The organism is Mesorhizobium sp. M8A.F.Ca.ET.021.01.1.1 (assembly GCF_003998025.1).
Taxonomy (GTDB): domain Bacteria; phylum Pseudomonadota; class Alphaproteobacteria; order Rhizobiales; family Rhizobiaceae; genus Mesorhizobium.
In genome coordinates this window covers 1-554 of record NZ_RZSJ01001084.1, presented here as the reverse complement: position 1 = coordinate 554, position 554 = coordinate 1, and the positions used below count along the sequence as shown (strand labels likewise).

Here is a 554-nt window from a genome sequence, read left to right as displayed (position 1 = left end):
GCATTATCAGGATAATGCTGCGCGGCGACGTCGATCAGCGGTTTCAGGTCGACAGCCACCACCGAGGCGTCGAGCTTGCCGGTCGGGCTCGCCGGAAAATCCTTGATCCGGCCGGTGGCGCTGATCGAGGCGCCGGCCAGTCCGCCCACCGACAGCCGGTCGATTTCGAGCAGCCCGTCCCGCAGCCTGAGTGCGGTATCGACCGTGTCGGCGGTCAAGCCGCCGGCGCTGACCGGGCCGGCCTTGATCTGGAAATCGAGGTCGCTGCTGGCAAAACGGTTGGCGCCCTTGTCGCTGACGAAGATCGAGGCGAAGGCCGCCAGCCCGTCGACATCAAGTTCGCCGCCCTCGAGCCGCATCAGCACCGAGGGCTTTGCGTCGCCGTCGGGCTGGCTGGAATCGATGCGACCGGAAAACTTCGCCTTGCCCAGGATCAATTCGAGATCGCTGAAGGATTGATGGTTCTCCGAGAGATCGACCTTGGCCTTGAAACCGGCGGCAGGCAGACGGCGGATCGCCTCGTCGACATCCTTCGACAGCCACGCCGCAAAACC

Annotated in this window: 1 pseudogene; it reads right to left on the bottom strand. The window is 64.8% G+C overall.

The window, feature by feature from the left end:
* Positions 1 to 554, bottom strand: a pseudogene (locus EOA36_RS36720) (AsmA family protein); the annotation flags it as partial.